This is a genomic window from Sphingomonas sp. URJC2 (assembly GCF_059803575.1).
In genome coordinates, this window is the sequence record NZ_JAPFGX010000065.1 from 1 (window position 1) to 7,613 (window position 7,613).

4 protein-coding genes are annotated in these 7,613 nt (G+C 69.6%); 1 reads left to right on the top strand and 3 read right to left on the bottom strand.

The genetic code is table 11. The annotated features are described in order from the left end of the window. Positions 1-97: 97 nt before the first annotated feature. From prfB to OPU66_RS14555, 3 genes are all read right to left on the bottom strand, one after another. Positions 98-1,225: a peptide chain release factor 2 gene (gene prfB / locus OPU66_RS14545; protein WP_498554366.1), complete on the bottom strand. Its 1,128-nt coding sequence runs from the start codon at positions 1,223-1,225 to the stop codon at positions 98-100. Positions 1,226-1,330: 105 nt separating this feature from the next. Next, positions 1,331-3,844, bottom strand: a complete 2,514-nt coding sequence (locus OPU66_RS14550) for a penicillin-binding protein 1A (protein WP_498554367.1) — start codon at positions 3,842-3,844, stop codon at positions 1,331-1,333. Between the two features lie 138 nt (positions 3,845-3,982). Beyond that, positions 3,983-4,861, bottom strand: a complete 879-nt coding sequence (locus OPU66_RS14555) for an N-acetylmuramoyl-L-alanine amidase family protein (RefSeq protein WP_498554368.1) — start codon at positions 4,859-4,861, stop codon at positions 3,983-3,985. Between the two features lie 473 nt (positions 4,862-5,334). Here OPU66_RS14555 and OPU66_RS14560 point away from each other — a divergent pair. Beyond that, the coding region (locus tag OPU66_RS14560) for an Rne/Rng family ribonuclease (RefSeq protein WP_498554370.1) at positions 5,335-7,613 on the top strand (2,279 nt) is incomplete at its 3' end.

Here is a 7,613-nt window from a genome sequence, read left to right on the forward strand (position 1 = left end):
ATCGCGCGCCGGCGCGCGCGCCGGGGCCTGGCAGCCCGCCACCGCCAGCCCCGCGAGCAAAGGTGCGGCCAGCGCAAGGGCGGCGGCGCGGCGCATCTCAGTCGACATCCTCGACATCGACCTTCTCGCCGGTCACGCGCTGCGACAGGGCGGCGGCCATGAACCGGTCGAGATCGCCGTCAAGCACGTCGCCGGGCGCGGTCGAGGTCGTGCCGGTGCGCAGATCCTTCACCAGCTGATAGGGCTGGAGGACATAGGAGCGGATCTGATGGCCCCAGCCGATATCGGTCTTGGTGGCGTTGACCGCATTGGCCTCTTCCTCGCGCTTGCGCAGCTCATGCTCATACAGGCGCGCGCGCAGCTGGTTATAGGCCTCGGCGCGGTTCTTGTGCTGGCTGCGCTGGTTCTGGCAGGCGACGACGATCCCGGTCGGCAAATGGGTGATGCGCACCGCCGAATCGGTGGTGTTGATATGCTGCCCGCCCGCGCCCGAGGCGCGATAGGTGTCGATGCGCAGGTCGCTTTCGTTGATCTCGATCTCGATATTGTCGTCGACGACTGGATAGACCCAGACGCTGGCAAAGCTGGTGTGGCGGCGGGCATTCGAATCATAGGGGCTGATCCGCACCAGCCGGTGCACGCCGCTTTCGGTCTTGGCATAGCCATAGGCGTTTTCGCCCTTGACCAGCAGCGTCGCCGATTTGATGCCCGCCTGTTCGCCGGCATGATGGTCGACCAGCTCGACCTTCATCCCCCGCCGTTCGGCCCAGCGCGTGTACATGCGCTGCAGCATCCCCGCCCAGTCCTGGCTTTCGGTGCCGCCCGCGCCGGCATTGACCTCGATATAGGTGTCGTTGCCGTCCGCCTCGCCAGCGAGCAGGGCGGCGACCTTGTCGCGCTCGGCCCGTTCGGCAAGCAGCGCCAGGCTCTGCACGCCTTCCTCGGCCATCGCCTCATCGCCTTCGGCATCGGCCATCTCGATCAGTTCGGCGGTGTCGTTCAGCTCATTCTCGATCGCGCGGGTGGCCGAGATCGCCTCGTCCAGCCGGCGACGTTCGCGCATCACCGCCTGCGCCTGTTTGGGATCGTTCCACAGCGCCTGATCCTCGACCTTGGCGTTGAGCTCGTCGAGCCGGCGCAGCGCGCGGTCCCAGTCGAGAAAGCGGCGGAGCAGCGCGAGCGCGTCGCGAATCTGGTCGATATGGGCTTGCGCTTCGGCGCGCATCTGGACGTCCTACTCTTTCTCGTCTGCGCCGGGGCGGGGCCGCGGCGTGCCAGCCGTCCGCCCCCGGGGATCGGGGGGCGCGCGGCGATGGCCTGAACCATGGCTCTAGTAAATCCCGCCCTCGCGCTCAAGGAAGTCGCTGTCGCGGCGCGGGCGGGCGTTGAGTTCGGCGGCCGCCGCCTCGGCCTCGGCACGGGCCTGGGCCAGCAGATCGGCGCGGCGGACCGAACGGCGCGGTTCGCTTTCGGGCTTGAACGCTTCCCAGATCACCGGCGCGCGCGGGTCGTTGCCCGGCCAGGCGCCGAACACGCGCTGGCCCGAACGCCGGTCGATCCTGACCATGCGGACGCCGGGCGCGGCGCGGAACGGCACGACCGGCATGTCCTTCATCGCGTCGCGCGCGAACTGGCGGAACACCGGCGCGGCCAGCGTGCCGCCCTGCGCATAGCCGCCCAGCGAGCGCGGCTGGTCATAGCCCAGATACAGGCCGGCGATCAGATCGGGCGAGCCGCCGACGAACCAGACATTGGTCGGGCCGGTGGTCGTCCCGGTCTTGCCCATCAGCGGCCGGCCGAGATCGCGCAGCACCTGTGCGGTGCCGCGTTCGACCACACCTTCGAGGATATGGACCATCTGATAGGCGGTCATCGGGTCCATCACCTGCCGCCCGCGCAGCGGCGGGCGCGGCATCGGCCGCCCGTCCCAGTCGCGCGCGTTGCAGGTGCGCATCGCCGCGCAGCGCCCGTCGCTGCGCCAGATCACCTTGCCGCGCCGGTCCTGCACATAATCGATGATCGTCGGCTTGAGCTCGCGGCCCAGCGCGACCAGCTGTGAAAAGGCGTTGGTCATCCGCAGCACCGTGGTGTCGCCGGCCCCGAGCGCGATCGACAGGAAGGGCTGGTAATCGCCAATCCCCATGCGCGAGATGGTGCGCACGACATTGGCCATGCCGGTCTGCGAGGCGGCACGCACCGTCATCAGGTTGCGCGACTGTTCGATCCCCCAGCGCATCGTGCGCGGCCCGGCATAGCCGCCGGTGAAGTTGCGGAAGCATTTCTGGCCGAGCAGTGCCGACTGATAGACGCAGAACGGCCCGTCGATCAGCACGGTCGCCGGGGTCATCCCCTGATCGAGTGCCGCGGCATAGACGAACGGCTTGATCGTCGATCCGGGCTGGCGCTGCGCCTGGGTGGCGTTGTTGAAACTCCGCAGCCGGCTGTCGAACCCGCCCTGCATCGCGAGCACCCGGCCACTGCGCGGATCCTGCACGACCATGCCGCCCGAAATCGCCGGGATGCTGCGCAGTGCCCATCCGCGGCCCTCGGGCGCGACGACGATCACGTCGCCCGCGCGCAGCCGGGCAAAGGCGGTGCCGCCCGCGCCCGCGACCGGCATCTGCGCGGCCGCCGCCGGCAGCACGGCTTCCTCGCCCGAGGGAAAGCCGATGCGCGCGGCATCCGCCGCCCTGTCGAGCACCAGCGCCACCCGCCAGTCGGGATAGCCGGCCCCCAGATTGGCCGCCGCCAGCCGCTGCGCCCAATCCCCGCCCAGCTCAAGCCGCCGGATCGGCCCGCGCCAGCCGCGGCCGCGATCATAGCGCACCAGCGCGTCGCGCAGCGCGCTTTCGGCCAGCTGCTGCAAACGCGGATCAAGCGAGGTGCGCACCCACAGCCCGCCGGCATACAGGCTTTGCGGCCCGGCCCCGGCATCCTCGCCGAACCGCTCGATCAGCGCGCGGCGCACATCCTCGATGAAATAGCCGGCATTGGCCTCGAACCGCGCGCCCTGACGCGGGATGGTGCCGAGCGGCGCGGCACGGGCGGCGGCGAGCGCGCGATCGTCGATATAGCCGTTGCGCCGCATCTGGCCGAGCACCCAGTTGCGCCGCTCAAGCGCGCGGCCGGCATGGCGTTCGGGGCTGTAATTGCTCGGCGCCTTGGGCAGGATGGCGAGATAGGCCATTTCCGGCAGGGTCAGCTGGCCGACATCCTTGTCGAAATAGGCGCGCGCGGCGGCCTGCACGCCATAGGCGTTCCGGCCGAGGAAGATCTGGTTGAGATAGAGCTCGAGAATGTCTTCCTTGGTCAGCGCGGATTCGATCCGATAGGCGAGGATCGCCTCGCGGATCTTGCGGCGATAGCTCAGCTCGCTCGACAGCAGCAGGTTCTTGGCGACCTGCTGGGTGATGGTCGACGCGCCGACCGGGCGGCCGCTGCGCGTCAGGTTGGTGACCAGCGCCGAGATGATGCCCGGATAATCGACGCCGCCATGGCTGAAAAAGGTCCGGTCCTCGGCCGAGATATAGGCCTGGACGAGCAGCTGGGGATATTCCGCATAGGCCAGCTGCACGCGCCGTTCGCGGGCAAAGCTGTGCACCGGCGTGCCGTCGATCGCGCGGATCATGGTGGGCAGCGGCGGTTCGTAGCTGCGCAGCATGTCGACCGAGGGCAGGTCGCGGGCAAAGACCAGCCAGATCGCCAGATATCCCGCCGCCGCCACCCCGGCCAGCGCCGCCAGCCATCTGATCCAGCGCCGCTGCGCCAGCCGGGCGACAAATTGCGCCAGCGGGCCGTCGCGCCGCAGGCGGAAGCGCGTATTTCCCGGTTGAACCTGATCCATCGCGCCCGGCTCTAGCAGCTTTCACGCGGTTTTACAGTCGCGCGGGGTGGCGCGCGGTGTCGGGTGTTTGATCGCGGCACCGGCCCGCGCGTGTTTGTTTGGTCGCGGCACCAGCCCGCACCACAAACAACCCCGCCGCTAACGCCGGGCAAGCTTGCGGGCGAAATGCGCGTCGATCGCGCGGGCAAGGGCGTCGGCGATGCGGCGCTGGCCGTCGGGCGCGCCGATAAAGGCGAGGTCGGTGGTGTTGGTGATATAGCCCGCCTCCAGCAGCACCGAGGGCATGTCGGGGGCCTTCAGCACCATCAGCGAGGCGGTGCGCAGATGATCGGGGCGGAACGGCACGCTGTCGCCCGCCTCGCGGTGCAGCAGCCGGGCAAAGCCGAGCGCGTCGGCGCGCGTCTCGCGCTGCGCCAGATCGATCAGGATCGAGGCGATATCGGCCCGCGCCGCGCCCAGATCGATCCCGCGCACGATGTCGGCGCGGTTCTCGCTGCGCGCCAGCGCCGCCGCCTCGGCATCGGAGGCCGTCTCCGACAGCGTGTAGATCGTCGCGCCATGCGCATCGTCGCTGGCCGGCGCGGCATCGGCGTGCAGCGAGATGAACAGCCTCGCGCCCAGCGCGCGGCCGATCTCGATCCGCTCGCGCAGACTCAGATAGCGGTCGGTGTCGCGGGTCAGCGCCACCCGCGCCCGCCCGCCGGCCAGAATGCGCGCGCGCACCGTGCGGGCAAGGGCCAGCGTCAGGTCCTTCTCGCGCGTCTGCCCGCCCGGCGCGACTGCACCCGGATCATGGCCGCCATGGCCGGGATCGAGGATGACGAGCGGCCGGTCGGCCGGGCCGTCGACGGCGGGCAGGGGTGCGGCTGGCGGCGGCGGATCGAGGCGCAGGGTGAGCGTGCCCGGCGTCTGCGCGGCGGCGATCAGCGCCAGCCGGACGGCAGCGGCAATCCCCGCCGCCAGTATGACGATCGCCAGCGCCTGCAAGATTCTTTCTGGCCAGATCCTGTCGCGCATCCCTGCCGCCATTCGCGCCTGCCGGTCCATGCCCGCCGTGCCCTGACAGCGGACAGCATGGCCGGGCGGATTTTGCAATGGTGATGGGATGTTGGGGTGATCGGAACTTGCTCCATGTTGCAAGCGATGCTAACCCTCATGACAGTCGCGCCGTATTGCGCGGCCTTTACCGGCGATCCGGCGGACTGGTGCTTATCCCGTCCGCCCGGTGCCGACCGAACAGGTTGATGTTGCAATGGGGCATGTTTTCCGCGTTTCGCATCGTCCGGCAGCTGCCGGCGGTCGCGCGACGCAGGACGATGACCGCGGCCAAGGCCCGCGGCATGCCCGTGCAGCGGAAGCGCTTATTTTCGTATCACCATTGCCGGCGGCTGCGGACCATGGGTTCCGCGCGCCGCCCGCCTGCTATCGCGCCGGCGCCCGGATCGGCTGCTTGACCGCCGACGGCCGCGCCCGCGCCCGGAGACCAGTGAATGACCATGCGCATGTTGATCGACGCGCGCCACCGGGAAGAGACCCGCGTGGCCGTCGTCAAAGGCAACCGTATCGAGGAATTTGATTTCGAATCGGCCGAGCGGAAACAGCTCAAGGGGAATATCTATCTCGCCAAGGTGACGCGGGTCGAGCCCTCGCTCCAGGCCGCGTTCGTCGATTATGGCGGCAACCGCCACGGCTTCCTCGCCTTTTCCGAAATCCACCCGGATTATTACCAGATCCCCAAGGAAGACCGCGAGGCGCTGCTGCGCGAGGAAGCGGAGCATGCCGCCGAGGAAGCGGCGCTGCACAATGCCGAGGATGACGATGATGGCGCGCATGATGCCGATGGCGACGGCGCGCATGGCGACGATGGCGAGGAGCGCCCCCGCGCCGAGGCGCTGAACGGCGGCGGCGGGTCCGACGACGCGGTCGAATCGCTGCGCGAGCGGCGGATGCGGCTGCGCCGCCGCTACAAGATCCAGGACGTGATCCGCCGCCGCCAGGTGCTGCTGGTGCAGGTCGTCAAGGAAGAGCGTGGCAACAAGGGTGCGGCGCTCACCACCTATCTGTCGCTTGCCGGCCGCTATTGCGTGCTGATGCCCAACACCGCCCAGGGCGGCGGGATCAGCCGCAAGATTTCGAACGCCGCCGACCGCAAGCGGCTGAAGTCGATCATGTCGGAGCTGACGCTGCCCAAGACGATGGGCTGCATCGTCCGCACCGCCGGGCTGTCGCGCACCAAGACCGAGATCAAGCGCGATTTCGATTATCTGGCGCGGCTGTGGGACGAGATCCGCGAGACGACGCTGAGCGCGTCCGCCCCGGCGCTGATCTATGGCGACAGCGATCTGATCAAGCGCGCGATCCGCGACATCTACAACCGCGACATCGAGGAAGTGATCGTCGAGGGCGAGGATGGCTATCGCGCCGCCAAATCCTTCATGAAGCTGCTGATGCCCAGCCATGCGCGGCGGGTGCAGCCCTATTCCGACCCGGTGCCGCTGTTCCAGCGCTTCGGCGTCGAGGATCAACTGTCGCAAATGTATCAGCCGGTCGTGCAGCTGAAATCGGGCGGCTATCTGGTCATCAACCCGACCGAGGCGCTGGTGTCGATCGACATCAACTCGGGCCGTTCGACGCGCGAACACGGGATCGAGCAGACGGCGGTCGCCACCAATCTGGAAGCCGCGCACGAGATTGCGCGCCAGCTGCGGCTGCGCGACATGGCCGGGCTGGTCGTGATCGACTTTATCGACATGGAGAATGGCTCCAACGTCCGTAAGGTCGAAAAGGCGATGAAGGCCGCGCTCGCCAATGACCGGGCGCGCATCCAGGTCGGGCGGATTTCGGGCTTCGGCCTGATGGAAATGAGCCGCCAGCGGCTGCGCACCGGCGTGCTCGAGGCCTCGACCCGGCCCTGCCCGCATTGCGAAGGCACCGGCTTTGTCCGCACCGCCTCGTCGGCCGGCCTGTCGGCGCTGCGCCTGCTCGAGGATGAGGCGGCGCGCGGGCGCGGCTCGCTGCTGCTGCTGCGCGCCAGCCAGGAAGCGGCGCTTTACGTCCTCAATCACAAGCGCGCCGAACTGGCCGAGATCGAGGAACGCTATGGCGTGCGCATCGAGGTCGCCCAGTCGGGCGAGGTCGAGGGCGCGCGGATGACCGTCGAATCGAGCGGCCCGCCGCCCGCCCATGCGCCGCGTTTCGACCCGCCGCAGATCGCGTTCGACGATGACGAGCCCGAGATCGACGAGATCGAGGACGAGGACGAAGAGGAGGAAGCCGAAACCGCCGACGCCGGCGCGCGCGGCGATGCCGAGGAGCGGGGCGAGGCGCGCGAGGAACGCGGCGAGGCCGGTGCCCGCCGCCGCCGCCGCCGCCGCCGTGGCCGCCGTGGCCGTGACGGGAACGAGGCTGGCGAGGCCGGTGCCGGTGACGCCGGGGCTGGTGACGCCGGAACCGAACGTGCCGGCGATGCCGATGAGGCGGATGGCGAGGATGGCGACGACGCCGGCGCCGATGCCGTCTCTGCCCGCCGGGCCGATGAGGGTGCTGGCGAGGATGGCGAAGGCCGTCGTGGCCGTCGTGGCCGTCGCGGCCGGCGCGGCGGACGCCGCCGGCGTCAGGGCGATGACGGCCTGACCGGGGCAGATGCCGGTGCCGAAACCGGCATCGACGCCGATGCAGCCGATACCGGCGACGCCGCGCCGGCCGAAACGCCGGCCGAAACGCTGGCCGCCGACGCCGTCGCGCCGGAAGCGCCGCCGGCCGAAGCCGC